We start from the raw sequence: 20,932 nt of genomic DNA, 5'->3' as shown, positions 1-20,932 counted from the left end.
CGCCACCCGCCGCTCCCCGCGCCATCGCGGCGAATGAGTTGCCGACCGGGGAGTCACGGGGAGTTATCGGTGTTGGAGAGTGTGGGGGCGCTGACCGGCAGCCCATGGATCTACGCGGTCGTGGCGCTCTCCGTCCTGTTCGACGTGTTCCTGCCGCTGCTGCCGAGCGGGGTGCTCGTCATCACCGCGGCCACGGCGGCCGCGGCGGCCGGTTCCGGCACCGGGCGCGTGCCGCGGGACGTCCCGGACATCCTGCTTCTGATGCTCTGCGCCGCTACCGCCTCCGTGCTCGGTGACCTCGTCGCCTACCGCCTCGCCTGGCGGGGCGGTGCGCGCCTCGACCGTGCCATCGCCCGCTCCCGGCGGCTGACCAGCGCCCAGGAACGGCTCGGCACTGCCCTCGCCCGCGGCGGCGGCGTCCTCTTCGTCATCGCCCGCTTCGCCCCCGCGGGCCGCTCGATCGTCTCGCTTGGCGCGGGCGCGGCACACCGCACGGTGCGCGAGTTCCTGCCGTGGTCGGCGCTCGCGGGCGTGGCCTGGGCCGGCTACAGCGTGGGCCTCGGCTACTTCGGCGGCCAGTGGCTCGGCGCGACCTGGCTGGCTACGGGCGTCTCGGTGTTCGCGCTGTTCGCGGCGGGGGCGGGGGCGGCGTTCCTGGTGCGGCGACCGCGGGAGCGGACCGCGGGCTGAGGCCCGCTGCTCCTCGTACCCCGACCTAGAGGTACGAGGTACGGGTACGGGGCGCGAGGTACGGGTACGGGGCGCGAGGTACGGGGCGCGGGGCTTCCGCTTACGTGGCGGCGTGGTCTCCGGCGCTCGCCGCCCCGCGCACCTCCAGGTGGGCGAGGAGGTCCGCCGTCGCCTCGGCGACGGCGTCGACGGCGCGGTCGAAGACCTCGCGATTGTGGGCGGCCGGGGCCCGGAACCCGGAGACCTTGCGCACGTACTGGAGCGCGGCGGCCCGGATCTCCTCCTCGGTGGCCTTCTCGGGGAGCACGGGCGGGCGAAGGGTCTTGATGCTGCGGCACATGCCCCCAGCTTCGCGCGTACGGGCCCCCGATGGGAACCGGTCACAGCCGACGACCGCGGCCACAAGTCACCCGTACGGCTCTCGCCCATCAAATTCGAACAGGAGTACTATCGCGGAGTGTCCGCAACCCCCGAGCATGAGTTCCCGAGCGACCTCCTCGCAGGACAGGAGGAGCTGCACCAGGTCAGATCCGAGCTGCACGCCCTGCTGAAGCGACTGCCCTGGTCCGTCGAGCCCCACGACGGCTTCAGCGACGACCACGGCTGGCGCAAGGTGGAGCGCCCCGCATCGCCCGGCTGGACGCCGGACGAACAGGCCGAGGTCGAGAAACTGCGCGCCCGGGAACGGGAGTTGGCGGTCTTCGTGAGTTGTCACCGATTCTGGAAGCAGGTTTCGGGCCCCGACGCGGTGGATACCCGGACGATGCTCAAGTACGTGCACAAGCCCCCGTCCGGCGCCTCGCCCGAGGAGCATTGACAGGCGGTGAGGGCGGGCGTTGACTCGCCTACGAGGGAAAGTCCAGCCCTCAACGGCCGCTGTCGGCCCACGTCGGACGGCGTCGGCCCGTGCACGAACCAGCCCACCGGGCCCCGCGCTCAGGTGGCCAGGCCCCGCCCAGAGCCCGCGCGGCCCCGTCCATCGAACCCGGCCCCCGCGTTCCAGCATGCGGAGGTACACCCATGACCGTTCTTGTCATCGCCCTGGTCGTCATTCTCATCGCCCTGGGCTTCAACCAACCCCTGCTGTGGCTCGCCGCAGCCGCTCTCGTCTACTTCCTCGTCCGCCGGTTCGACGGCGGCCCGGCCAGGACCGGCCCCACCGGCGCCGGGGCGGGCGCGACGGCCGCGGGCCCCGGCGCCCCCGGCACCGCGAAGCCCGGCGGCGTGGGAGGCGCGGGCATCCCCTCCACGTACCGCGACTACCGCATCCGCCGCGACCGCCAGGAGCGCTGGGACCGCAGGTACCGCCGTACGCATCCGAAGGCGCAGGGGCGCAAGTAGCGCCGCCCGGTACGACTTCTCACCGTTCCGGGTGACAGTGGGCTTATCCGGGCGGCCCCGGGGGAGTGTGCGCTTGCACCGTGCACCGCACCAGCCCCGGGAGTCGTCCGCATGCGCTACGAAGCCGCCCCACGAGAAGCGGGGGCGCGAGCCGGGCGGAGTCACAACCCGCGCCCGGCGAAGGACCGTTGCCCGCACCGACCGCTGACGTCATCGCGACCGCGACCGCGTACGCTGAGCGCCCTCGCCCGGCTGTCCGCCCGCGCCGTCCACACCGCCCTGGCCGTCCTGACGGCCCTGACAGTGCTGACCGTCGCGGGCTGCGCGTCCCCCGCCCGGACGACCTCGATGCCCCCGAACGACGTCATCAAGACGGCGCAGCGTGACCTCACCGAGGCCTGCCTGACCCGGCAGGGCCTGGCCCCGCCGCGCCCCGGCGCCCGCCCGTCGTCCGCGGCCCGGCAGCAGCAGGTGACGCGGGCCCTGTTCGGCACGGGCCGTACGGAGCTGTCGCTGACACTGCCCACCGGATACTCGGTACGCGCCCACACCGACGGCTGCCTCGCCGCGGCCCAGCGCACGCTCTACGGTGACCAGCGCCGCTGGTTCCGGGTCTCCACGGTGGTGAACAACCTCAAGCCGGAGGCGTCCTTCCGCAAGGAACCCCTGACCGAGATCCGCACCCGGCACCGCGCCGACCTCGCCGAGTGGCGCAGGCTGCGCGCCCGGGCCCTGATCAACGCGAAGGCCCATCTGCAGGCGGAGGCTCATCGGGCCGCCGCACGGTAGGCCCGGGGTGTGCTGCCGGCCGCTTGCCGGAAGCGCCGGCGCAAGCTCGCCGACGACGCGAACCCCGCACGGGCTGCGATGTCCTCGACGGTGGCGCCGTCCTCCTGCTCCAGGAGGCGCCGGGCCAGGTCGAGCCGGGCGCGGAGCAGGTACTGGAGCGGGCTGAGCCCGGTGTGCGCGCGGAACCTGCGGTGGAGCGTGCGGACGCTGAGCCGGGCGTGCGCGGCGATGTCGGCGAGCGTGAGCGGACGGTGACGCCATGGCGCCGGGGACCCGGCTCCGCGTGCACAGTTCGCTGCTGCCCTTGGTGTCGAGGCACGCGGCAGTGGGCGCCCGCCGGGTGTCCATCTGCTTGAGGCGCTCGGCGAACTTCCAGTCCTTGGGGTCAAAGGCGTCGACCGTCGTACCGAAGCCGAGGAGGCGGGTGTGCGCGCCGATCCGCGGGGCGTGCCCGGCCATGCGGACCGGGGCCTGCGGGGTCCCCGCGCAGCACCTTTCCACCCCGGCGATGCTGTTCGGAGGGCGCCCCGGCGTCCGGGGCCGGGTCGGCGGCACCCCGGGCGCCCTGGCCGAGGCCGGCCTCCTCGACGGCCGCAGGGCCACCACGGCCCGGTCACACGCGGCGGAGCCGGCCCGCCGGTATCCCGGGGCCGACGTCGAACTCGGCGACTGGGCCGTGGCGGACGGCCCGTTCCTCACGTCGGCGGGGGTGCTCGGCGGCAAGGACGTCTGCGTACGGATGATCGAGGAGGACCACGGGTCCCCGGTGGCGCGGGAGGCCGACCGCCACTTGTTCCTGATGCTCCCGACCCCGTCAAAGACCCTGCACGCCCCCACCCCAAACCCTCCCCCCTCCCCCTCCCCCTCCCTTACCTCCTGCGCGCCCGGGTCCGCAGGGCCCAGTGGCTCCTGGAGCACACGGACACCCCCGTGGAACAGCTCCCGTCCCGCACCGGCCGCGGCACCCCCGCCAACCTGCGGCACCATGGACTCGGTGACGTGCCCTTCTCAGCCCAGGTACGGCGTCGACCGCCCATCGAGGGCGTGCTTCAGCCGTAGCCGCTGCGTGTGGTGCATCGGCAGGTCGTCCAGTTCCGACGGGTCCACCCACCGCAGTTCCGTCGATTCGTCGGAGATGGCCAGCTCTCCTCCGACCAGGCGGGCGCGGAAGCAGACGTTGAACTGGCGGCGTACCTCACCGTCGCTGTAGGCGATGACGTGACGCGGGTCCGTGTACGTGCCGACCAAGCCCACGACTTCGATGTCGAAGCCGGTCTCCTCTTTCACTTCCCGCACGGCCGTACCGGGCAGGCTGTCGGACATCTCCATACCGCCACCAGGCAGCGCCCAAAGGTCGTTGTCCCGACGGCGCTGGAGCAGGATGCGGTTCCGGTCGTCGATGACCACCGCAGACGCGGCTACCACCAGACTGTTGGGCTTGGGCGCCTGAGGGTCGTCGTAGTACTCGGTGCGGTGGGGCACTCATTCCTCCACAGGTCGGGCGGTCGCCCATACGGCATCGAAGCTGGCCGCATAGGTATCGAACATGCCACCGTCTTCGGCGCGGAGTAGATGCCAGATGGGCGCCCCGTAGGCGTTGACGCCGAACACATGCCCGTTGACGAGCATCTGATCATCGGCCCGGTAGATCGAGTTGTACAGCGTTGTGCTGTGGACCCGGATGCCTACCCCGGGCACAGACAGGAGTGGCCGGTAGTGCATCAGGGCGAGTCGGCAGCGCGATTCGATGCCGTGTCCGAACCGCTCCTCGCGACCCCGCTTCTGAACCTCAGGGCTGTCGGCATCGCCCACCGTGATGCGGATCGCAGATCCGGCGGCGGCCCGCTCCGCGAGGATTTCGTTCAGCCGGGGTAGCCCTCGTGCAGGAACACTCCGGCGTACACCAGGACGTCGATCTGTTCGTGCGCTTGAGCGAAGAGCTCGGCGTAGGCCGCTATGGGTAGATCCGCGCGCCGCGGGTAGAGCGCCACCAGTTCCGGGCTGATGGTGCGTGCCTTCCTGGGCTGCCTGAAGGCTGGCCACAACGCGTGGACGTCCTCGCCGAGAACTTCGGCGGCGAGCAGTGCCGTGCGCTGTCGCGGGACTCGATCCTTATTCACCCACCGCTCGATCGACTTGGGATCAAGGCCGACCTTCTGAGCGAGGTTGTCGTGCGTCCAGCCTCCAGAGGCCATGGCTGCCCGTAACCGTTCGTTCGCCATCGCTTCCCCTCCGTAGCCGTAGGGACGTTATTCCCCCACCAGGACGTCCCGAAGTGCCGGTTGGAGGAGGTTCCTACGTCCCGACGGTGCGCAAGACGATCGCAAAACTAAACCCCGGCGACCGTCCGACCGGCCCCGGGGCGTGGCCGACTACCAAGGAGTCGACATGGCCGACACTACGGGCCTCCCGACAGCCCCGGAAAGCAGCGCACGGGAGCGGGCCCTGGACCGCGGCGCCGTCGCCGAATGGTTCGCCCGCGCCCACCACGTCCCCCCGCAGGCCCTGGCAGAGTGGAGCAACCGCGGCCTCGCCCTGCTGCCCCTCGGCGTCTGCTTCGACGCCATCCGCGTCCCCGGCCAGCTCCTCCACACCGCCCTCGGCAGCGACGACCCGCAGACCGTGGCCGCAGCCCTGGACGACTGGCTGCACGGCCCCGTCATCCACGACACCCGCACGGCCAGCGGCTGCTCCTACGTGCTCATCGCACCGGACGCCGAGTGGGAGGGCCCCAGCGCCACCGAGCGACTCCAGGCGGGCACGTACCTGAGCGTCCCGCGCATCGGCAGGCAGACATCTCCCGTCACCTTCTGGGCCGTGCCCCCGCAGCGGTACGGGCAACTGTGCGACCCGGCCCACCTGGCCGCGCTGCTGTCCACTGCGGAGCCGCTGAAGGCGGTCGAGTCATGAACTCAACTGACGAGACCAAGCCCACGACCACGGCCGAGGACCTCCTCGCCTGGAAGTCCAGTGAGCTCGACGCGATCGCGGTACGCATGCTGGTCGAGGAGCACGAGATCCTCGACCGGCCCGCCTTCCAGCGCGTGACAGTCGTCCAGGCCGACAACGGCGTGCACGCGGACTGGGTGCACCTCTCCCCGTGCCTCGACAAACTGGTCCACGACGAGGACCAGGAGGAGCGGCAGTTCCTGGAGATCGTCCTCGCGATCGCGCTCGGCCGGCAGATCCTCCTCGACTGCGTCCGCCAGCTCGGCGAGCGCCGTCTGGCGATCGTGCTGCGCGCACTCGTCGCGTGGGCGGGCGTCGACTCGATCGCTGTGGGGACCCGATCATGACGGCACCAGCGCCCCACCCCATCATCACCACCGTGCCGTCCATCGCCCGCGTGCAGACGACCGGCTGCTCGACGCCTGGCGCATCGGCCTACGCGAGCGAGCGGGCACACCCTGCGTGTACGAGGTGGTCGCCCACATCCCCACTGATCGCGCCATCACGAACGGAGCAGGAGCATGACCGCCACCAGCCAGGCCGAGGCGCGCGCCGCCGAACTGGAGACCATCTACCGGGCGCACCTCGCCGCCTGTCCCCGTCGGCACGTCGGCATCCTCGCCGACTGCCAGCAGGGCCTCCGCCTGCGTAGTGCCGTCCGGGCTGCCCGGCGTGCCGCAGACAAGGGGGCGCCGTGACACGCGACGTCACCGACGCCCTCTCCCCGCCGGCGGGAGTGGAGCCATGAGCCAGGGGACACTGATCTGCTGGCGCTGCGACAAGCCGATCCGGCCCGGCCAGCCGTACACGGAGTACCCGAAGGACAGCATCTCGGCGGGTGGGCGGACGGTGGTGTGGCACAGGGAGTTGTGCCGGCGCCGGCGGACGAGGGCGGCCGGCCCCTCGTCCGATCAAGGACGAGGGGCCGATCATGCCGCCTGCCAGCGCGGCGTCACTGTGGGCGCGGACGGTTTCGAACCGCCGACATCTGCCTTGTAAGGGCAGCGCTCTACCCCTGAGCTACGCGCCCGGAATGTTTCGACAGCCTACCCTGCCCGTGGGCCGGGGCCGCAAACCGTGTGCGGGGTGGGCCGCGGGCCCCGGGAGCAGGGGGATAACCCCACCGTGGAACCGGTGGTGACCCGGATCCCGCCCGAGCCGTGGGCTGCGTACGGTCGTCGTGTGTTCGCGGCGAGGGCCGCGGGGAAGCGCGATTCAGGGGAGAACGTCATGACCGTCCGCAGCCGGCGTCCGCGTACGCGAGGGATGCGTGTCCTGGTCGGGGTAGGGACGACGACGGCGGTCGTCGGGCTCGTGGCCGCCTGCGGGGCGAGCGCCGAGGACGACTCCGACCCGGAGCAGCGCTCGTTCCGGCTGCCGGGGCACACGCTCACCGTCGACTCGGACGACTCGGCCCTCGAACTGGTCGTCTCCGACCGCGCCGACGCCGCCGACGTACGGGTGACGCGGTGGTTCGACGGGCGGACCGTCCTCGGCGGCAGCCCCGAGGTCACATGGAAGATGGACGGCGACCGGCTCACGTTCCGGATGAAGTGCGGCGGTGTCATCAGCAACTGCGCGGCCAAGCACCGCGTCGTCGTGCCCCGCGGTGTCGCCGTGACCGTGCTCAACGACGACGGCGAGGTGACGGCCACCGGCTTCCGGGAGCCGCTGCGGATCCGGACGTCGGACGGGTCCGTCACCGTGAAGGACGCCCGCGGGCCGCTCGACCTGCGCAGCGCCGACGGCTCGGTCCGCGCCGTGGGCGTCACGTCGAAGCGGGTCAGCGCCACCTCGCAGGACGGCTCCGTACGGCTCGAACTGGCCTCCGCGCCCGACCGCGTGCAGGCCCGCAGCCAGGACGGGTCCGTGACCGTCGCCCTGCCGGTGACGGGCAGCGGGGCGGGGGCCGAGAAGGGCGGCAGCGGCAGCTCGGTCTCGTACCGCGTGGACACCAGGACCGTCGACGGCGGCGCCGACGTCTCCGTTCCTCGCGACGACCGCAGCCCGCACCACATCTCCGTACAGAGCACCGACGGGCATATCACCGTGCGCAGCGCGAACTGACCGGCCCGTGTGTTCGTCCTTCACCGGTGGGAGAATGACATCGGGCAGGGCGACAGCACGGGAGAGGGACAGTGACGGCGACACCTCCGCGGCCGCGCACAAGGGACAGCTTGACGTCGTCGGCGGTGGTCGCCGCGGGTGCCGACGCGAGTACGAGTACCGGTACGGGTTCCGGGGCGGGTATCGGTGCGGTGCGATGCGATGCTGCCGCTGCCGTAAGAGGGTCCAGGCGTGCCGCCGGAGGCGGGATTCTCGCGTTCGCGCTGCTTCCCCTGCACCTGCTCCCCCTCGTCGCCGCCACCCTCCCCGCCGCCTTCACCGGCGGCGGCACGCGGCGCTGGTTCGGTGGGCGCGGTGAGAGCGTGCGCGCCGAGGCGCAGGCCGCGAAGGACGCCGCCGCCGCCGCGTTCTACGAGCTCGACACCGCGCAGCGCGACCTGCGGATCTCCATCGAGACCATCGCCGCCGTGGACTCCTCGCCCGCCGCGCGCAAGGCCGCGTCCGACTTCGAGGCGTTCGGGCGGCGCATCGACGAGGTGAGCCACCGGTACATCACCGCCGTGGACGCCCACGACCTCGACCGCGACGGCCTGGAGGCCTCCGCCGCCGCGCGCGCCCGTACGGAGCTGACCCAGGCCAAGGACGCCCTCGGCACCACCAAGCAGGACCTCGACCGGTTCACGCGGGGGCTCGCGCCGCTGCTCGACAAGGCCGAGACCCAACTCGCGCGCCTCGCCCCGGCCGTGGAGCGCGCCCGGCAGACCCTGCTCGCCGCGAGCAACGCCCTGGACGCGGTCCGCACCGCCGGTCTCAAGGCCGATGACCTGGCGGGACGCCTCGCCGCGCTCGCGCCCGAGCTGACCAAGCTCAACCAGGGCGCGGGGCAGCACGGCGTCCCCGACACCCTCCAGCGCGCCGACCGTGTCGTACGGGACGCCGAAGCCGTCCGCGCCGAGGCGGAGCGGCTGCCGGAGCGCGCCCGCGAAATCGACCGGCGGCTCGTGTCGCTGCGTACGCGCGCGGAGGCCCTGACCACGCGCAGCGAGCAGGTGCAGCCGATCCTCAGCGAGTTGCGGCGGCGCTTCACCGCCGCCTGCTGGCAGGACCTCCAGCGGGTGCCCGAGCAGGCCGACGAGAGCGTGCGGCAGGCCGAGACCAAGCTGAAGGAGGCCCAGCGCGCCCGCGAGGACCAGCGCTGGCCGGACGCCACGGCGCTCCTGTCCACGGTGCGGGCCCTGCTGAACTCCACCGACGAGGCCGTGTCCGCCGCCGGTGACCGGCTGCATCGCCTCAACGCCGTCGCGAAGGACCCGCAGGCGGAGATCGAACGCACCAGGTTCGCCGTCCGCGACGCCCAGCGCCTGGCCATGGCAGGCCGGCAGAAGCCCGACCCGCGCCACGCCCGCCCCCTCGACGACTCCGTGGCCCGCCTGGACCGCGCCGTCACCGCCCTGGACGGCCGCCACCCCGACTACTGGCACTTCCTGACCGAGACGGAGGCGGTGCGCACGGCCGTCGCGCGGGTCGTCGCGCAGATCCGGGAGGAACGGGGGCAGGGGGCCTGAGCCCCTTGTCGAGGGCCCCGCGAGGACCCGCGTGGGCCTGTGCGAGCCTGAAGGCATGGTCGACTTCATGACTGCCCTGCGGGCGAGACGGCTTGTGGCCATCGTGCGCGGCTCGGACGCGGAGGCGTCGTTCCGTACGGTGCTTGCCCTCGTCGAGTCCGGTGTACCCCTGGTCGAGGTGTCGCTGAGCGGCGCCGACGCGCTCGGTGTGCTGCGGCGGGCGCGGGCGGAGCTCGGCCCGGACGCGTGGCTCGGCGCGGGCACGGTCCGCACGGCGGACGACGCGGCGCGTGCGGCCGAGGCGGGCGCCAACCTCGTGGTGACGCCCGGGCTCGGCCCTGGTGTCGAGCACGCCGTCGCCGCGGGTCTTCCCGTCCTGGCGGGCGTCCTCACGCCGACCGACGTGATCGCGGCCGAGGCGGCGGGCGCCACCGCCCTCAAGGTGTTCCCGGCGTCCGCCGTCGGCGGCCCCGGCTATCTCAAGGCCCTGCTCGGCCCGTTCCCCGGCCGCCCGTTCGTCCCGGTCGGCGGCGTGGACGCGGCCGCCGCCGCGGAGTACCTGGAGCTCGGAGCGGTCGCGGTGGGCGTCGGTTCACCCCTGATCGGGGACGCGGCGGACGGCGGCGACCTGAACGCGCTGCGGCAGCGGGCGGGTCGCTTCGTGGCGGTGTGCGAGTGAGCGCCCACGGGCGGGCGGACTCGTCCGGGACCGGATCCCCCACCGGGACCGGATCCCCCACCGGGACCGGATCCCCCACCGGGACCGGATCCCCCACCGGGGCCGGATCCCCCGCCGGGACCGGGTCGCCCACCGGGACCGGATCCCCCGCCGGGACCGGGTCGCCCGCCGGGGTCGGGGGCCCCACGAGCCCGGGCCCCGCCCCCGCGTCCGGCACGGACACCGGCACCCCCGGCCGTGCGGACGTCCTCACCTTCGGCGAGACCATGGTCGCGCTGCGCGGTGACGGGCCGCTGAGGCTCGGCGGGGTGATGGCGGTGTCCGTGGCGGGCGCCGAGTCGAACGTGGCGATCGGGCTCGCCCGGCTCGGCCACACCGTTCGCTGGGCGGGCGCGGTCGGTGACGACGAGGCCGGTGAGCTGGTGCTGCGCACGCTGCGGGCGGAGGGCGTGGACGTACGAGGGGTGAGCCGGGACGCGACGGCGCCCACGGGGCTGCTGCTCTTCGAACCGCGGCTGCCGGAGGTGACGCGGGTGCACTACTACCGTGCGGGCTCGGCCGGTTCACGGCTCGGCGCGGACGCCGTGGAGCGGGCCTTCGCGAGCGCCGCGCCGCCGCGGGTGCTGCATCTGACCGGGATCACCCCGGCGCTCGGGGCCGACGCGCGGGCGGCGTGCGCGCGTGCGCTGCGGCTCGCCGAGGAGCACTCCGTACGGGTCTGCGTCGACGTCAACTTCCGCTCCCGGCTGTGGAGCCGGGAGGAGGCCTCGGCGGTCCTGCGGGACTGGGCCCGGTACGCCGACGTGCTGATCGCCTCCGACGACGAGCTGCCGCTGTGCCTTCCCGCCGGCCGCCACGATGACGCCTCCGACAGCATCGCGAGCCAAGCGCAGGCGTTGCTCGGCCTCGGGGTGCGTGAGGTCGTCGTCAAGCTCGGCGCGCGCGGGGCCACCGCGTACACCGGTACGGGCGAACTCCACCGTCCCGCGCGGACGGTACGGGCCGTCGACGCGGTGGGCGCCGGGGACGCCTTCGTCGCCGGGTACCTCTCCGCGCTCCTCGACGGGGCGGATATGGCCTGTCGGCTGGAACGCGGCGTCACGACAGGGGCGTTCGCGGTGGCCTCCCGTGGGGACTGGGAGGGGGCGCCGACTCGGGGTGAGTTGGGGATGCTGGGGGCGGGGGACGGGGCTGTGCTGCGCTAGCCCCCCGGGGGCGGGTGCGTCAGCCGCAGCAGCCTCCGCCGCAGCAGCCGCCTCCGCCGCCGCCTGCCGCTGGGGCTGCGCCGCGTGCCGGGCTCGCGGCCGCTGTGCCCGCGACCGCCACGGTCGAGAGCAGCTTCACCGTGTCCTCGTGGCCGGAGGGGCAGGTGGCCGGGGCCGCGGAATCCGCCATCGGGCGGCTCAGCTCGAAGGTGGTGCCGCAGGGGCGGCAGCGGTACTCGTATCGGGGCATGGGGACAGGGTACGGGGGCCCGGTGCCCGGCACTGGCGGGTGGGCGCACACGTGGGGCGCCGCAGCGGGACAGGTGTTGCCCGGCGCAGCGGTGCCCGCCCATCCCCAAGCTCTCGGCTCCGCTCGAGCAGGGGAGACCCCACTCGCCCCCTGGGCAGACCAGCCGCCCACAGGGGCGGGCAGGCCAGCCCCCACAGGGACGGGCAGGCCAGCCGCCCACGGGGGCAGAGCGAGGAGGCCTACGCGGCCAGGAAGCCTCGTAGGATCTGCTCACCCGCGGCGACCCCCCGCTCCGGCACCACCGTGAGCCCCGGCACCGACCACCCCGTGTCGGCGAGCTCCCCGTGGGAGGGCCGCCAGGAGCGGTCGGCCGCGGCGAGCAGATCGGCGTCGAGGAGCGAGTCCCCGGCGGCGAACACCTCATCGGCGCCCGCACGCCGTGCGATCTCCCGCATGGCCGCGCTCTTGGTCAGCGGCCGCGGCACCGCGTAGATCTTGCGCCCCTGCAAGGAGACGGTCCAGCCGCGCTCCACGGCCCACTCCCCCAGCTCCTTGACCCAGCCGGACGGCAGCAGCGCGCGCTCCACGACGAGGTAGGCGAAGAGGTCCTCGGCGACGCGCTCCTTGAGGAGCCAGGCGGGGTCGGCGGTGCGCAGCAGATGGGCGCGGATCTCGTCGAGGGGCGCGCACTCGGCGGCGAGGCGGCGGTCGACGTCCGCCCGCCACCGCGGGTCCGACACCCCGTCGACGAGCAGGTGCCCGCCGTTGGCGCAGATCGCGTACCGCGGTACAGGGCCCGGGAGGTGGACGCGGTGGTACTGCTCGCGGGTGCGGGTCGTCGTGGGCACGAAGACGGCGCGCTCCGCCAGTTCCGTGAGCAGTGCGGCGGCGGTCTCCGTGACGTACGAAAGGGGCTTGCCCTCGTACACCTCGACGCACAGCAGCCGCGGCGCCTGCGCGTCGGGCATGGTCAGGCCGAGCGCGGCGGCGGAGTAGATGAGGGTGCGGTCCAGGTCGCTGGCGACGAGGAGGCGCGGGGCACCGGCGTGGGGGGCGGTCATGTGGACGCCACCGCCCTGCCGTCCGCGCCGGTGGCGCCCCGCGTGTACCGGGGGTGGATCAACCCCATGCAGGTGTACGGGAGTTCGGCGACCTCCTCGACGGGCACACCGCGCTGTTCGGCGAGCAGCCGCACATGGTCGAGGTCGGCGCCCGCGCCCGCGCGGGCCAGGATCTTCCACGGGACGCGGCGCAGCAGCACGCGCGTGGTCTCGCCGACGCCGGGCTTGACCAGGTTCACGTCGTGGATGCCGTACTCCTCGCTGATCCGCTCGACGGCGGCCCAGCCCTCCCAGGTCGGGGCGCGGTCCGCGGCGAGCATCTCCTTGACCCGCGCGGCCACGGCGTCGGCGACCTCGTCGAAGCGGGCGGCGACGGCGTCGACGAAGTCGCGGGACACATCGGTGTCCGCGAGGTCGCGGTAGAACTTCGCGCCGTGGAAGTCGTCGGGCCCGACGAGGTCGGCGCGCAGCACCGTACGCGAGATCAGCCCGGACACCGTGGAGTTCAGGCACGCGGACGGGATGAGGAAGTCCTCGCGGGTGCCGTAGGTGCGGACGCAGGAGCCGGGGTCGGCGAGCACGGCCATCTCGGGGTCGAAGCCCGTGGCGCCGCCCGCCGCCTCGAACTCCTCGACCGCCACGGCCAGTTCACGGGTGATCGCGCCCTTGCCGGTCCAGCCGTCGACGAAGACCACGTCGGCGGGGTCGTGGTGCGCGGCCAGCCAGCGCAGCGCGTTGGCGTCGATGCCGCGGCCGCGCACGATGGACACGGCGTAGTGCGGCAGGTCCAGGCCGTGCCGGTGCTTGGCCCAGCGGCGCATCAGGACGCCGACGGGGGTGCCCGCGCGGGCGAGGGACACCAGGACCGGGCGGGGCGACCGCTCGGCGATGACGGTCTCGGTGACCGTGCCGACCGCCTGCGCGATGCGGGCCGCGGAGGTGTCGAGCGCGGCCCGGAACAGATCCTGGTACTGCGGGCTCGGCTGGTACTCCACCGGCAGCGACTCGGCGTAGTGCGCGCCGCCGCTCTGGATGGCCTCCTCGCGCTCCTCGGTGGGCGCCTCAAGGGTGACGTCCGAGAGGTCCTGGAGCAGCCAGCCGACGTCGTCGGCGGCGTACGAGGAGAAGGCGGGACCGCGGAGGGGTTCGGGCAGCAAGGAGGCTTCCTGATCTTGAGGGGCGTGCGAGGGGGCGTGCGGAGGGGCCTGCGAAGGGGCTGGTGTGAGGGCCTGGGCAGGGGCCTCGGAGAGGGCGTACGCGGGGACGTACGACGGCACGACGGCGAGCAGCACGTGCCCGGTGTGCGCGGCGAGCCGGGCGAGGAGGCCGTCGGGCGCGTGCAGCGCGGGGGTGTCCGCGGTGGAGTCGACCACCGCGACGACCGCGTCGAAGCCGCCGCCCGCCACGTTGTACGCGAAGCGCGGCCCCGGCCCGTCGGCCGGGTCGTCGTGCGCAGGGAAGACGAGGCGGGTGCGGATGGCGTACCCGGGGTCGTCCACGGCGAGGACGGGTGAGCGGGTGGTCGTGGAGTACCGCACCTCGGTGCCCGTGCGGCCGAGCCGCTCCTCGATGGCCGTGCCGAGGGCGAGCGGTGCGTACATCAGCTCCTCGAAGCCGAGGACCAGGACGCGGCGCGCGTCCGCGGGCAGCGCGGCGGCGATCCGCTCGGCCATGCCCGGCAGCTCCGCGTGGAGGCGCTCCCGGTGCGCGGGGGTGAAGCCGTGCCGCCCGCCGTCGGGCACGCCCACGGGCCAGCCGAGGTCGACGCGCGTGACGGGTGCTAGCTCGCCGCACGGCGCGGGCGCCGGAGCCCCGGCCGCCGCCACCGCCCCGGCCGTCTCCGCCGCCGCCGCTTCGTGCTCCGCGACCAGGGCCTGCCCCTTCTCCAGGACGCCGTCGGGCAGCCGCACCGTGCCGGAGGCGAGCGCGACCAGGTCGACGCGGGCGCCGAGCTCGCGCGCGAAGACGTCGAGGCGGTCCCGGTCCTCGGGGGCGCGCATGTCGACCAGGGCGACGATGACGTACCGCTGCCGCGGGAACCGTGCGTGCAGGGCGCGGATGGTGTTCAGGACCGTGTTGCCGGTGGAGAACTCGTCGTCGACGAGGACCAGCGCGCCGTCACCGGCGAGCAGCCGGGGGTCCTCGGGGAGCAGCAGGTGGGAGGTGGCGTGCGAGTGGGACTCCTCGAAGCCGCCCGCGCGCTCCACGCCGGCGACGGGGCGGCGCGTGGAGTGCAGGTAGGGGGCGAGGGCGAGGCCGTCGGCGACGCTGTGGCCGAGCCCCGTCGCGGTCTCCGCGTAGCCGAGGACGACGGCGCGGGCCGCGTCGCGGTCCCCGAGGAGGTCGCGTACGCGGACGCCGAGGTCGTACCCGGAGCGCCAGATCACCGACGGGTGCTGCGGTACGTGTTTGCCGAGGACGTTCGACACGAGCAGGTGCGCCCGCTTGGGGTTGCGCCGCAGCGCGAGCCCGAGCAACTCCTTCAGCCGCCCACTCCCGACACCGCCGCTCCCGGCACTCCCGTCGCCCCCGGCACTCCCGGCACTCCCGGCGCCCCCGCTCCCGCTCCCGGCACCGTCGCAACCGGCGCTCCCAGCACTCCCGGCACTCCCACTCCCGGCACCGTCGCACCCGGCACTCCCGGCGCCCCCAGCGCCCCCGACGCTCCCAGCACGGCCGTCCCCCGTACCTCCGCCCGCGGCCCCGCCGCCCCCCGACCCGTTCTCGATCAGCTCGACCCCGAGCCGCTCGGCGACCCACGTACCCGACCACACCACGTCTTGCGTCTTCCTCACGTTCGCGCTCATGTCCGTCACGAGGGCAGCCCCGCGCTGAGCAGTTCCACGAAGCCGACGTCCTCCCGCGCGACGCCGAAGACCTCGGCGCGGCGCAGGGTCCGCTCCGCCCAGGCGCGGTGCGGCTTCACCTCGTTCATCTTGTTCGTGTACGCGGAGCGCAGCACACCGCCCCCGCCCTGCTCGGGCCGGAGGATGTCCTGGGCGTCGCTGAACTCCTCGCGGCTGACGACCGACAGGGCGTGCACGGGCAGTACGTGCGAGGGGTGGATGCAGGTCTTGCCGAGCAGGCCGTTGGCCCGGTCGAGCTCGATCTCGCGCAGCAGGCCGTCCAGGTCGTGCTCGATGAGGGCCTGGCGCAGCTCCTCGGCACGCACCTGGAGGAAGGGGCTCTGCCGCAGTTGCGGCTTGAACATCCGCTCCTGGACGCGGAAGTACTCCCACACCGGCCCGGTCACGGTGAAGCCGGTGCCGTCGGCCCTGCCGAGGTGGTTGACCACGTCGGCGATGACGGACGCCACGATCTGCACGTCGTAGGCGGTCATGTGCGGCGGTCTGCGCAGCCCGTACGCCGAGCAGAAGTCGGTGACGCCGAGCCGCAGCGCGAGCACCCGGTCGCGGTACTTGTCGACGGTACGGGCGATCCCGGCGAGCGTCTCGGCGCGGCTCTCCAGGTAGAGGAGCTGCGGCGATTCGAGGACCGGCATCGCGAAGAGCCGCCGCCCGCTCGCCGCCTCCGCCGCCGCGAGGGACTCCAGGAACGGAACGCCCCGCTCCTCGGTGAACTTCGGCAGTACGAATCCGGACAGGAGCCGGATCGCGGGGCCGAGCCTGCGTACCAGGTCAGGGATCTGCTCGGCGCTGCGGACCCGGATGAAGAGCAGGGGCGGCTCGGCGCCGGGGCGCCCGGCGAGATCGGTGAAGTGCCGGACGAGATTCTCCTCGGCGGCCACGACGTCCTCGTCGCCGATCGAGTCCTCAAGGCAGACGACCATCGAGATCACGCCACGGGCGGACTGCTTGAGGATGTCGTCAGCGAGGCGCGGGCGGGTGGCGGGGCTGTAGAGCGTGGCACCGAGCGCGGCCGCGAGAAGCTGCGGCGGGGAGTCCGCGGTGAAGGCACACGGCTCCCGATGGAAGAGGCGCTGGCTCACCTCTGGGGTTATGTGCCCGAAATGACGCATGTGGTTCCTCTGAGATTCTCCTGGTATCGCCCGTTACGCCCATATCGTCGTCGCGATCCGAAACGATGTGGCCGGTAATAGTACGTAGAGGCGGGTGTCCAGGGTTCCCCGCGGGCATGAAATCCAGGTAACCCGGCCAAGTCGCACACGCGGGCCCCACACCTGCACAGGCAGGTGTCATAGGCCGACAGACGGGCAGGACGGGGGCAGGACGGGCACGTGTCCGAAAGTTTTCGTCCGGGCGCGGGCCCGTGTCAGGAGGGCCACGAGGCGGGCCACGAGGCGGGCCACGAGACGGTCCGCGAACCGGTGGAAGTCCGGCGACAGGCCCCGGGGCCCCGCGTTGTCCGGGTCCGCACAAGGAAGGCAGGATGACCGCATGACGCACGCGATGTTGAAGGGGTCGAACGTCCCGCTCGAAGCCGCCGCCGTCCGCGCGGTCCTTCGCTGGGCGCCGCGCCAGGGCTCCCCCGACGTCGACGCGTCGGCCCTGCTGCTCGGCACCGACGGCCGGGTGCGCTCCGACGAGGACTTCGTCTTCTACAACCAGCCGCGCCACCCCTCCGGCAAGGTCTGGCGGCTCGGCAAGAAGCGGGTCGCCGAGGGCCTGACGGACACCGTGCAGGCCGACCTCGCGGGCCTGGACCCGGCGGTCGACCGGGTGCTGCTCGTGGCCTCCGCGGACAACAAGCCCTTCGAGCAGGTCAGCGCGTTGCGGATCCTGCTGTACGACGCCTCGCCGGCCGCTCCCGCGGGTGCGGAGCCGTTCGCGTACTTCGACATCACGCCGGAGACCGGCGCCGAGACCGCGCTGATCTGCGGGGAGCTGTACCGCCGCGGCGGGAGCTGGAAGTTCCGGGCGCTCGGCGAGGGGTACTCCAACGGCCTGGTGGGGCTCGCCACGGACTTCGGGATCCTGGTGGACGAGTCGGAGGCCGTGACCGACCCGACACCCGACGCCTCGCTGCCCCAGACCCAGCACCTGGGAACGACGGGCGGGTCCGCGCCGCTGCCACCGGCCGAGACCGCCGCGCCCGCACCGGCGGCCCACACCCTGCCGCCCGCGCCGTACCCCGCCGCCCCGCCGCCCGCGCCCCAGCCGATGTCGCAGCCGGTGCCGCAGCCCGCGTACGGCTACCCGCCCGAGCCGCCGCGCTACCCGGCGCCGCAGCCGTCCTACGGCTATCCGCAGCCGGCGCCCACCCAGCCGCCGGTCCCGGCCTACGGCTACCCGCACCCGGTGGCGCCCCCGCCCGTGCCCGACCCGAACTTCCGGCTGCCGCCGCAGGGGCCGCAGTTCCTGCCGCGCTGAGCGGCCCCCGCGCGGGGGCCGCGGTTCAGCCGCCGCCCACCTTGCTCTTGTAGCCCCGGCCCCACTGCAGGCCCCAGCCGTACAGCCGGTCGAGCTCGGCCTGGAAGCCGTACACGTACCGGACCTCGCGGCGCACGATCAGTTCGTCCTTGACGTTCTCCAGCATCAGCACGGCGCAGGAGCGGGCCTGCGGGGCGCGCTCCTCCAGGTCGATCTCGACGCGGGGGCCGTTGCTGGGGTAGAGCGTCACCTTGGCGTGGGTGCGGTCGAAGGCCGGTGTCTGGTCGTAGATGTAGACGAACACGAGGAGCCGTTTGATCGACTCGCGCTGGTCGAGGTTGACGTAGATCGTCTCGCCGGAGCCCGAGCCGAACCGGTCGTCACCGCTGCCCTTGACGTACGGCGGCGAGTTGAGGCTGCCGAAGAAGTGCCCGAGGGGCTGCACCACGCCCTTGCTGCCGTCGGTCAGCTCATACAGACAGCCGAGGTCCAGGTCGACGTTGACCATGCTCTGTGTGTGCGCCTGCACCGGTTCGGGCTGGAACAGCTTCAGCGGGTGCCGCAGCAGGCTGCCGCCGCCGCGCTTCTTGCCGATGAGGTCGGACGTGCGCATCTGCCACGTCAGCGTGACGCGGAGATTGCCGGTGGCCGCGCCCTGTTTGGTGAGCGAGACCGCCGGATTGCGCTTGGTCAGTTCGATGGAGTTGGTCGCGGAGCTGCCCGACGCGAAATCCATCGCACGCCTCGGCCGCAGACCGTCCCAGAAGGACATGCCACCCCCAGAAAGAAGCCCCGTGTCAGTTGTGCGTACGCCACGGGGCGGCCCGATCCCAGGTCCTCCGGGTCCTCAACTGCCGCCCCGCACAAAGCGTTCCTCACCTGGGCCGGTGCCACACGTCCGGACGGCGAAGTCGGCTCACCGTATGCCAGAGCGCGTACGCCGATGGCGGCGCCCCCCGGGTGGGGGACGCCGCCATCGCGATGCGCTCGGGCCTGCGGGACGCCCGGCGGACAACGACCGCAGGACGGGCCGGTGACCGCCGACGGCCGGTGCGGCCGGTGCGGCCGGTCAGACCCGGTCAGACTCCGGACGGCACCTCTGCCTTCTCGTCCGTGCCCGTACCTTCCTCGGCTGCGAGCCGCTTGTTGCGGCGCACGGACGACCAGAAGGAGGCGCCGATCAGGAGCACGCCGATCGAGCCGGTGATGAACTCGTTGATCTCGTACTGGATGGTGACGAGCAGGATCGCGGCGAGGGCGCCGATGGCGTAGTGCGCGCCGTGCTCCAGGTAGACATAGTCGTCGAGGGTGCCCTCGCGGACCAGATAGACCGTGAGCGACCGGACGTACATCGCGCCGATGCCGAGGCCGAGCGCCATCAGGACGATGTCGTTGGTGATGGCGAAGGCGCCGATGACACCGTCGAAGGAGAAGGACGCGTCCAGGACCTCCAGATAGAGGAACATGAAGAACGCGGCCTGGCCCGAGAGCGCGATGGCCGAGACGGGCTTGCCCGACTTCTTGGCCTTCTCCTCCTCCTCGTGCTCACGCTCCTCCTCTTCCTCGAGTTTGCTTTCGAAGAAGCCGGAGAGACCGCCCACCACGAGATAGGTGATCAGGCCCGCGAGTCCTGAGATGAGGACTGTCTCCGCCTTGTCGGCATGGGCGCCGCCGTGCTGGTGCGCGTGCTTGGCGAAGGTCATCGAAGAGGCGAGCAGCACGATGAGCGCGATGCACACCGAGAGCATGTCGACCTTGCCGAGCTTGGCAAGGGGGCGCTCCAGCCAGCCGAGCCACTTGATGTCCCGGTCCTCGAAGATGAAGTCGAGGAAGATCATCAGCAGGAACATGCCACCGAAGGCGGCGATCGACGGGTGCGCGTCGGTGACGAGCTGCTGGTACTTGTCCTTGTCGTTGAGCGCGAGCCGGACCGCTTCGATGGGGCCCATCTTGGCGCTGACAGCGACGATCACGACCGGGAAGACGAGGCGCATGCCGAAGACGGCGATGACGATGCCGATGGTGAGGAAGATTTTCTGCCAGAAGGCATTCATCTTCTTCAGGATTCCGGCGTTGACCACCGCGTTGTCGAAGGACAGCGAGATCTCCATGATGGACAGGATCGCCACGAGTCCTAGCGCCGCCCACCCCCCGAAGAGCACCGCTGCGACCAGGCCGAGCGCAGTGACTGCGAACGACCAGCCGAAGGTTTTCAGTACCACTGGCTACCCAATCGTATGTGTACGGGTCTCCCCCGCGCCGTCCCCGGTGATACGTCCTCCGGGGGACGCCCCCGGGCCTTCCCAGTCAACTGTCGGGCAAACCCGTCGGCCGTTTGGGGAACCCGGGGAGAGTCCTTTAAGAAACATTGACTCCGAAGTCTAGAGCGATGCCGCGCAGACCGGACGCGTACCCCTGCCCGACGGCGCGGAACTTCCACTCTCCGCCGTAGCGATACACCTCCCCGAAGATCATCGCGGTCTCCGTGGACGCGTCCTCACTGAGGTCGTAGCGCGCGAGTTCCTGGCCGTCCGCCTGGTTCACCACCCGGATGAAGGCATTGCTGACTTGGCCGAATGTCTGTCCGCGGTTGTCCGCCTCATGGATGGAGACCGGGAAGACGATCTTGTCGCAGTGCGCCGGGACCTTGGTGAGGTCGAGGATCAGCGACTCGTCGTCGCCGTCACCCTCACCGGTGAGGTTGTCGCCGGTGTGCTCGACCGAGCCGTCCGGGCTCGTCAGATTGTTGTAGAACACGAACCACTCGTCCCCGAGGACCCGGCCGGACTGGCACAGCAGGGCACTGGCGTCGAGGTCGAACGGGGCTCCGGTGGTGGAGCGAGCGTCCCAGCCGAGGCCGACCATCACCTTCGTGAGATCGGGTGCGGCCTTGGACAGGGAGACGTTGCCCCCCTTGGCGAGCGTCACGCCCATGATGCTGGTCCTCCCCGAGGTGCTGGAGCGTTGGGCCGCGCCGTGCCCCGGCGGTGAGCCGGGGCGCGGCGGTCCTGCGGTGCCGCGCGCGTCCGGCGCCGCACTTGACGT

22 protein-coding genes, 1 tRNA gene and 1 pseudogene are annotated in these 20,932 nt (G+C 72.7%); 12 read left to right on the top strand and 12 right to left on the bottom strand.

From position 1 onward, the window contains the following. Nucleotides 1-69: 69 nt before the first annotated feature. Entirely contained in the window at nucleotides 70-690 is a 621-nt protein-coding gene (locus tag IG78_RS0123690) for a DedA family protein (RefSeq protein WP_030566455.1), read from the top strand. A 100-nt stretch (nucleotides 691-790) separates the two neighbouring features. On the opposite strand, the gene IG78_RS0123685 is transcribed toward IG78_RS0123690, so the two are convergent. Continuing rightward, nucleotides 791-1,030 carry a DUF2277 domain-containing protein gene (locus tag IG78_RS0123685; protein WP_030566453.1) on the bottom strand — a complete coding sequence of 80 codons (240 nt, stop codon included), beginning with the start codon at nucleotides 1,028-1,030 and terminating at the stop codon, nucleotides 791-793. Between the two features lie 117 nt (nucleotides 1,031-1,147). Here IG78_RS0123685 and IG78_RS0123680 point away from each other — a divergent pair, with 117 nt between their 5' ends. From IG78_RS0123680 to IG78_RS0123670, 3 genes are all read left to right on the top strand, one after another. After that, nucleotides 1,148-1,507: a hypothetical protein gene (locus tag IG78_RS0123680; RefSeq protein ID WP_030566451.1), complete on the top strand. Its 360-nt coding sequence runs from the start codon at nucleotides 1,148-1,150 to the stop codon at nucleotides 1,505-1,507. A gap of 203 nt (nucleotides 1,508-1,710) precedes the next feature. Further along, the gene (locus IG78_RS0123675) at nucleotides 1,711-2,031 is read left to right on the top strand and encodes a hypothetical protein (protein WP_030566449.1); all 321 of its coding nucleotides are present in this window, start codon (nucleotides 1,711-1,713) and stop codon (nucleotides 2,029-2,031) included. Between the two features lie 111 nt (nucleotides 2,032-2,142). After that, the gene (locus tag IG78_RS0123670; protein WP_225882393.1) at nucleotides 2,143-2,820 is read left to right on the top strand and encodes a hypothetical protein; all 678 of its coding nucleotides are present in this window, start codon (nucleotides 2,143-2,145) and stop codon (nucleotides 2,818-2,820) included. Here the strand turns inward: IG78_RS0123670 and IG78_RS51585 are convergent. From IG78_RS51585 to IG78_RS42595, 3 genes and pseudogenes are all read right to left on the bottom strand, one after another. Beyond that, complete coding sequence (locus IG78_RS51585) at nucleotides 2,799-3,437, bottom strand: helix-turn-helix domain-containing protein (RefSeq protein ID WP_225882394.1); 639 nt, start codon at nucleotides 3,435-3,437, stop codon at nucleotides 2,799-2,801. The two genes, IG78_RS0123670 and IG78_RS51585, sit on opposite strands and share 22 nt — an antisense overlap. 391 nt (nucleotides 3,438-3,828) lie before the next feature. Next, nucleotides 3,829-4,302: an NUDIX domain-containing protein gene (locus tag IG78_RS0123660; RefSeq protein WP_030566445.1), complete on the bottom strand. Its 474-nt coding sequence runs from the start codon at nucleotides 4,300-4,302 to the stop codon at nucleotides 3,829-3,831. After that, nucleotides 4,303-5,042, bottom strand: a pseudogene (locus tag IG78_RS42595) (helix-turn-helix domain-containing protein). 166 nt (nucleotides 5,043-5,208) lie between these two features. Here IG78_RS42595 and IG78_RS49390 point away from each other — a divergent pair. From IG78_RS49390 to IG78_RS50235, 3 genes are all read left to right on the top strand, one after another. After that, nucleotides 5,209-5,730, top strand: a complete 522-nt coding sequence (locus IG78_RS49390; protein ID WP_051852888.1) for a hypothetical protein — start codon at nucleotides 5,209-5,211, stop codon at nucleotides 5,728-5,730. Then, nucleotides 5,727-6,116: a hypothetical protein gene (locus IG78_RS0123645; protein ID WP_030566441.1), complete on the top strand. Its 390-nt coding sequence runs from the start codon at nucleotides 5,727-5,729 to the stop codon at nucleotides 6,114-6,116. Before IG78_RS49390 ends, IG78_RS0123645 begins: the two co-directional genes overlap by 4 nt. 174 nt (nucleotides 6,117-6,290) lie before the next feature. After that, nucleotides 6,291-6,467 carry a hypothetical protein gene (locus tag IG78_RS50235; RefSeq protein WP_169749717.1) on the top strand — a complete coding sequence of 59 codons (177 nt, stop codon included), beginning with the start codon at nucleotides 6,291-6,293 and terminating at the stop codon, nucleotides 6,465-6,467. 260 nt (nucleotides 6,468-6,727) lie between these two features. Here the strand turns inward: IG78_RS50235 and IG78_RS0123635 are convergent. After that, nucleotides 6,728-6,799 (bottom strand) — tRNA-Val (locus IG78_RS0123635). Between the two features lie 200 nt (nucleotides 6,800-6,999). On the opposite strand from IG78_RS0123635, the gene IG78_RS0123630 reads away from it, so the two are divergent. The 4 genes from IG78_RS0123630 (at nucleotide 7,000) to IG78_RS0123615 (ending at nucleotide 11,285) form a co-directional block, all read left to right on the top strand. Then, nucleotides 7,000-7,836 (top strand): DUF4097 family beta strand repeat-containing protein, encoded by an 837-nt coding sequence (locus tag IG78_RS0123630; RefSeq protein WP_037685881.1) that lies wholly within the window; start codon nucleotides 7,000-7,002, stop codon nucleotides 7,834-7,836. A 125-nt stretch (nucleotides 7,837-7,961) separates the two neighbouring features. Continuing rightward, a complete protein-coding gene (locus IG78_RS0123625; protein WP_030566437.1) occupies nucleotides 7,962-9,401 on the top strand; it encodes a hypothetical protein in 1,440 nt (479 codons plus the stop codon). A 55-nt stretch (nucleotides 9,402-9,456) separates the two neighbouring features. Beyond that, nucleotides 9,457-10,080: a bifunctional 4-hydroxy-2-oxoglutarate aldolase/2-dehydro-3-deoxy-phosphogluconate aldolase gene (locus IG78_RS0123620; RefSeq protein ID WP_030566435.1), complete on the top strand. Its 624-nt coding sequence runs from the start codon at nucleotides 9,457-9,459 to the stop codon at nucleotides 10,078-10,080. Then, on the top strand, nucleotides 10,077-11,285 hold the full coding sequence (locus tag IG78_RS0123615) for a sugar kinase (protein WP_263972728.1): 1,209 nt from the start codon (nucleotides 10,077-10,079) through the stop codon (nucleotides 11,283-11,285). The genes IG78_RS0123620 and IG78_RS0123615 overlap by 4 nt, the downstream gene beginning before the upstream one ends. Nucleotides 11,286-11,304: 19 nt before the next feature. Here IG78_RS0123615 and IG78_RS46190 read toward each other — a convergent pair whose 3' ends face one another. The 4 genes from IG78_RS46190 to IG78_RS0123590 all read right to left on the bottom strand — a co-directional run bounded on the left by IG78_RS46190 (nucleotide 11,305) and on the right by IG78_RS0123590 (nucleotide 16,575). After that, entirely contained in the window at nucleotides 11,305-11,535 is a 231-nt protein-coding gene (locus tag IG78_RS46190; protein WP_030566431.1) for an FmdB family zinc ribbon protein, read from the bottom strand. Nucleotides 11,536-11,774: 239 nt separating this feature from the next. Then, on the bottom strand, nucleotides 11,775-12,596 hold the full coding sequence (locus IG78_RS0123605) for an HAD family hydrolase (protein ID WP_030566423.1): 822 nt from the start codon (nucleotides 12,594-12,596) through the stop codon (nucleotides 11,775-11,777). Further along, nucleotides 12,593-15,391 (bottom strand): phosphoribosyltransferase, encoded by a 2,799-nt coding sequence (locus IG78_RS0123600; RefSeq protein ID WP_225882173.1) that lies wholly within the window; start codon nucleotides 15,389-15,391, stop codon nucleotides 12,593-12,595. Before IG78_RS0123600 ends, IG78_RS0123605 begins: the two co-directional genes overlap by 4 nt. Before the next feature lie 17 nt (nucleotides 15,392-15,408). After that, complete coding sequence (locus tag IG78_RS0123590; RefSeq protein ID WP_030566420.1) at nucleotides 15,409-16,575, bottom strand: HpcH/HpaI aldolase/citrate lyase family protein; 1,167 nt, start codon at nucleotides 16,573-16,575, stop codon at nucleotides 15,409-15,411. Nucleotides 16,576-16,954: 379 nt separating this feature from the next. On the opposite strand from IG78_RS0123590, the gene IG78_RS0123585 reads away from it, so the two are divergent. After that, nucleotides 16,955-17,887, top strand: coding sequence for a TerD family protein (locus IG78_RS0123585; protein ID WP_030566418.1), 933 nt, complete (start codon nucleotides 16,955-16,957; stop codon nucleotides 17,885-17,887). A gap of 25 nt (nucleotides 17,888-17,912) precedes the next feature. On the opposite strand, the gene IG78_RS0123580 is transcribed toward IG78_RS0123585, so the two are convergent. The 3 genes from IG78_RS0123580 to IG78_RS0123570 form a co-directional block, all read right to left on the bottom strand. Next, nucleotides 17,913-18,659 carry a TerD family protein gene (locus IG78_RS0123580; RefSeq protein WP_030566416.1) on the bottom strand — a complete coding sequence of 249 codons (747 nt, stop codon included), beginning with the start codon at nucleotides 18,657-18,659 and terminating at the stop codon, nucleotides 17,913-17,915. A gap of 307 nt (nucleotides 18,660-18,966) precedes the next feature. Beyond that, nucleotides 18,967-20,109 carry a DUF475 domain-containing protein gene (locus tag IG78_RS0123575; protein WP_030566414.1) on the bottom strand — a complete coding sequence of 381 codons (1,143 nt, stop codon included), beginning with the start codon at nucleotides 20,107-20,109 and terminating at the stop codon, nucleotides 18,967-18,969. 136 nt (nucleotides 20,110-20,245) lie between these two features. Then, complete coding sequence (locus IG78_RS0123570) at nucleotides 20,246-20,821, bottom strand: TerD family protein (RefSeq protein WP_030566412.1); 576 nt, start codon at nucleotides 20,819-20,821, stop codon at nucleotides 20,246-20,248. Nucleotides 20,822-20,932 lie beyond the last annotated feature (111 nt).

The sequence above is a fragment of the Streptomyces aureocirculatus genome (assembly GCF_000720475.1).
GTDB classification, from domain to species: domain Bacteria; phylum Actinomycetota; class Actinomycetes; order Streptomycetales; family Streptomycetaceae; genus Streptomyces; species Streptomyces aureocirculatus.
The sequence above is the reverse complement of the archived record's forward strand: the minus strand, read 5'-3'. Positions and strand labels throughout refer to the sequence as shown.

Excerpts from the sequence above, each read along its gene's own strand:
- IG78_RS0123580 (WP_030566416.1), bottom strand. The coding sequence starts at position 18,659 with ATGTCCTTCTGGGACGGTCTGCGGCCGAGGCGTGCGATGGATTTCGCG.
- IG78_RS50235 (WP_169749717.1), top strand. The coding sequence starts at position 6,291 with ATGACCGCCACCAGCCAGGCCGAGGCGCGCGCCGCCGAACTGGAGACC.
- IG78_RS0123675 (WP_030566449.1), top strand. The coding sequence starts at position 1,711 with ATGACCGTTCTTGTCATCGCCCTGGTCGTCATTCTCATCGCCCTGGGC.
- IG78_RS0123620 (WP_030566435.1), top strand. The coding sequence starts at position 9,457 with ATGGTCGACTTCATGACTGCCCTGCGGGCGAGACGGCTTGTGGCCATC.
- IG78_RS0123590 (WP_030566420.1), bottom strand. The coding sequence starts at position 16,575 with ATGCGTCATTTCGGGCACATAACCCCAGAGGTGAGCCAGCGCCTCTTC.
- IG78_RS0123585 (WP_030566418.1), top strand. The coding sequence starts at position 16,955 with ATGACGCACGCGATGTTGAAGGGGTCGAACGTCCCGCTCGAAGCCGCC.
- IG78_RS49390 (WP_051852888.1), top strand. The coding sequence starts at position 5,209 with ATGGCCGACACTACGGGCCTCCCGACAGCCCCGGAAAGCAGCGCACGG.
- IG78_RS0123570 (WP_030566412.1), bottom strand. The coding sequence starts at position 20,821 with ATGGGCGTGACGCTCGCCAAGGGGGGCAACGTCTCCCTGTCCAAGGCC.
- IG78_RS46190 (WP_030566431.1), bottom strand. The coding sequence starts at position 11,535 with ATGCCCCGATACGAGTACCGCTGCCGCCCCTGCGGCACCACCTTCGAG.
- IG78_RS0123685 (WP_030566453.1), bottom strand. The coding sequence starts at position 1,030 with ATGTGCCGCAGCATCAAGACCCTTCGCCCGCCCGTGCTCCCCGAGAAG.
- IG78_RS0123670 (WP_225882393.1), top strand. The coding sequence starts at position 2,143 with ATGCGCTACGAAGCCGCCCCACGAGAAGCGGGGGCGCGAGCCGGGCGG.
- IG78_RS0123645 (WP_030566441.1), top strand. The coding sequence starts at position 5,727 with ATGAACTCAACTGACGAGACCAAGCCCACGACCACGGCCGAGGACCTC.
- IG78_RS0123605 (WP_030566423.1), bottom strand. The coding sequence starts at position 12,596 with ATGACCGCCCCCCACGCCGGTGCCCCGCGCCTCCTCGTCGCCAGCGAC.
- IG78_RS0123630 (WP_037685881.1), top strand. The coding sequence starts at position 7,000 with ATGACCGTCCGCAGCCGGCGTCCGCGTACGCGAGGGATGCGTGTCCTG.